3 protein-coding genes are annotated in these 3,071 nt (G+C 62.2%); 2 read left to right on the top strand and 1 reads right to left on the bottom strand.

The window, feature by feature from the left end; all coding sequences use genetic code 11:
• Nucleotides 1–576: 576 nt before the first annotated feature.
• Nucleotides 577–843, bottom strand: coding sequence for a hypothetical protein (locus tag ACWDU1_RS31145; protein WP_450003971.1), 267 nt, complete (start codon nt 841–843; stop codon nt 577–579).
• Nucleotides 844–1,129: 286 nt separating this feature from the next.
• Here ACWDU1_RS31145 and ACWDU1_RS31150 point away from each other — a divergent pair, with 286 nt between their 5' ends.
• Nucleotides 1,130–1,483, top strand: coding sequence for a hypothetical protein (locus tag ACWDU1_RS31150; protein ID WP_450003972.1), 354 nt, complete (start codon nt 1,130–1,132; stop codon nt 1,481–1,483).
• 706 nt (nt 1,484–2,189) lie between these two features.
• Nucleotides 2,190–2,702 carry a hypothetical protein gene (locus tag ACWDU1_RS31155; protein WP_450003974.1) on the top strand — a complete coding sequence of 171 codons (513 nt, stop codon included), beginning with the start codon at nt 2,190–2,192 and terminating at the stop codon, nt 2,700–2,702.
• Nucleotides 2,703–3,071 lie beyond the last annotated feature (369 nt).

Below are 3,071 nucleotides of genomic sequence, written 5' to 3' on the forward strand. Positions count from 1 at the left end.
CCCTGTTCTCCGGCCACTCCCTACGCGCCGGATTCGCCACCCAGGCCGCGCTCGGCGGCGCGGCGGACCGCGAGATCATGCGCCAGGGACGGTGGAGCAACCCCCGTACCGTCCACCGCTACATCCGCACCGCCGACCCCCTCGCCGACAACGCCGTCACCAAACTCGGCCTCTGACCATGCTAGTGCGACCGGATGCGCAGCCCGGGCCAATCGCCGCCGGTCACCGCGCCCTGCACGCCCGAGCGAGTCGAACTCGGCAGGCTGCTATTCGAAAGTAGCAGCGCCGAGAACAGGATCACCGAAGAACACGAAACCTACTTCGGCCGCGGCCGCACCCCACACGAATCTACGAATTTCGACGAGTAGTTATCGCCATCTGGAACACACCAAAGCGGACGCTAATGCTCAGCAGAAAGTCAAATATTGCACGGATAAAATATGACGCTCACCGGCCAAATATCGAGCGGCGGCGCATATCCTCTTTCACCGTGCCACGCTATCCGCCTTCTCAACCGGCAAGCACGACGACCGAGCTGGATTCGGAGCCCCGGCTCGGTCACGCGGCGGATGCGGATCAGCGAACCACGTCGCAGTGCTTCAATTTGTGTCCCGGAGGCACCTTGGTATTCGCGTCGGCCTGGGCTGCTGCCTTATTCTTTCCGGTGCCGTACACGACATCGCCCGTCGCTTCATTCTTCAAATTCATCAGGTAACACTTCACGGTTACAGTCTTCTTCGGCTTCGCAAATTCAAATTCAGCAGCCGAGTTTTCTACCATAGTGAAGTTTGCTGTAACGGCATATGCCGGAACCGCCGGAATAATCATCAGTCCGGCCAGCATTGAACCAGCCAGAACTCGTTTGATTACGAGAACCATTTGAACCCCCAGTTGGAATCGAAGGCTTCGGCCGTATCATGGTATTTCCGTTCGTACAAAACAACTTTCGAGCGGCTCACGGGCGGCGGGGCGGCCGGAATCGCTCCCTACCCACAAGGGGATGAGTCGCGAGTTGCAGACCGAGCCGGGCTGGTGTATATATCAACTCATGACCATGCTTCGGGGGAGTATCCATATCTATGGCACAATAGACGATGCTGTTCAGCTCGTAGCTATTTATGCTAAACATATGGCACTCGAGATCGGTCACGAGCCGGCGCACTTCTCTGTGAAGGAAGATTGGTTCGATTCTTTCAAGCTGGTGTCGCAGTGGTTGGAATACAACGAGGACCTCACTACGGACGACCTGCCGGAGCGTCGAAAAGTTCTGGAGATCAGTTGTGTTTTCGACCCGTTGGCGAAATCGGAGCCGGACAGGTTCATCGAGAATATGATCGATGTCGCGTTGACAGAATTCTATCAATATGGCGGGCGCCCGAATTTTGGTGATCCCGCTTCCATCCCCTGGGCCAGCTCGTCCGATGAACTCGACGAAGAAGCCGTCGAACGTTTCCGGAAGCAATTTCCCGGCGCCATCGATTAGCTTCCGAACAGCACTGTCGACCCGATCGACACCCGCCCCTCACCGACCAGGAACCGGGGCGGCATGCTCGCCGCCCGCGCACAGTTCTCGACACCGCGGCGACCACGATATCGGCGCAATGGCCGAGATTGCGCCGAGCAACTGATCTCAATGCGGGCGGACCCTGGACAGGCGAGCACGCCGGTGGCCGAGCTTCTCGTCCGCGCCGCCGTCGATGGACCCCGACAGCGGCTATCCCGCTATCCACCTGAAGGTTGTCTCCGACGGTAACGGAATCGCCGAACGCATCTGCCGCCGCCACGGTTCCGTCGCACCGGCACTACAGGAACCATCTCGCCCGAAGATCCGCGTCTGGAATTCGAAATGCGGCTACGCTACCGGCCAATCTGTAGTGCCTGGTGACGCGCTCTGGTCATCACAGGAACCACCGAATACCGCAGGAACCGAATACATGCACGTCACCACTGGTACCGGGCGGCGACGGGAACGGGCGTCGATGACGGTGCGGTCTCGATCCGGCAACTCCGGTATCGCGGCTGCACCCATCCGCCGCCCTCACCCCCGGCCCACGACCGATAACCGCGAGTGGCCCTTTGAGCTGCGATTATTCGCGCGATCGGGAAGGGTCGCGGAGCTCGGGACTGTGCGAGGATGTGAGCGCTCCACGAGTCAGTCCGTTTCAAACCAACTTTGGAAGGATGCTCAGATGGCGCAAGACACCGCTACTGCCGCGACCCGTACGAGTAACGGCAACGGCAACAGCACCATGCAGGACGCCCAGAGCCTCGAGATGTTGCGCCGGGGCCTGGACGAGATCCGCCAGGAAGCGCAGAGCGCGCGGCAATTCGCCCAGCAGGCGCAGAACCTCGCCCGCCAGGTGCAACAGCAGGCCCGTCAGGTCCAGCACCAGTCCCAGGTCGCGCAGAACCAGGCCAACCAGGCCAACCAGCAGGCCCAGCAGGCCCGCCAGCAGGCGACCCAGGCGCAGAACCAGGCCCAGCAGGCCCAGTCCGAAGCCGACCGGGCCCAGAGCCAGGCCCAGCAGGCCCAGGGCGAGGCCAACCAGGCCAACCAGCGCTGTCAGTCGGCCCAGGACCAGGCCGACCAGGCCGCCTACCTCGCCCAGCAGGCCGAGGAGCAGTCCAGCCGCGCCCAGGACCGCGCCATGCAGTGGGAACTGCAGCTGCACCAGGTGCGTCAGCAGATGCGCCAGATGTAGCCTTACCGCGCGACCGGGGGTCCTGCCCCCACGCTCTCCCACGGGACCCGGTGGACTCGAACAGTTCCCCGGGTCCCGTGCCGTCGGCAGGGTGACCGCGGATTCCGTATCCGGTAACCGAAATGGATCACACTTGCGGATTTGATAATCGCCGCGTGTCGCAGTCGACGAACCCGATTCGATCCGGCACGGCCGGTATCACGCGTTCCGCTGACCCGGCGGATAGCCTCACCTGCATGAGCACGCCCGAGACCGCGCCATCGGCCCCGCACGCCGGGCGCCGCCGCCTGTCGTATCCGATGTTCGCGCTGGTCGTGATCGTGTATCTGGCGATCATCCAGCTCGGTGGCCTGCTGATGACCGCGCTGA

Source organism: Nocardia sp. NPDC003345 (genome assembly GCF_053589395.1).

Bases quoted from the DNA above. Each gene is read 5' to 3' on its own strand.
- ACWDU1_RS31145 (WP_450003971.1), bottom strand. From the start codon at position 843: ATGCTGGCCGGACTGATGATTATTCCGGCGGTTCCGGCATATGCCGTT.
- ACWDU1_RS31150 (WP_450003972.1), top strand. From the start codon at position 1,130: ATGGCACTCGAGATCGGTCACGAGCCGGCGCACTTCTCTGTGAAGGAA.
- ACWDU1_RS31155 (WP_450003974.1), top strand. From the start codon at position 2,190: ATGGCGCAAGACACCGCTACTGCCGCGACCCGTACGAGTAACGGCAAC.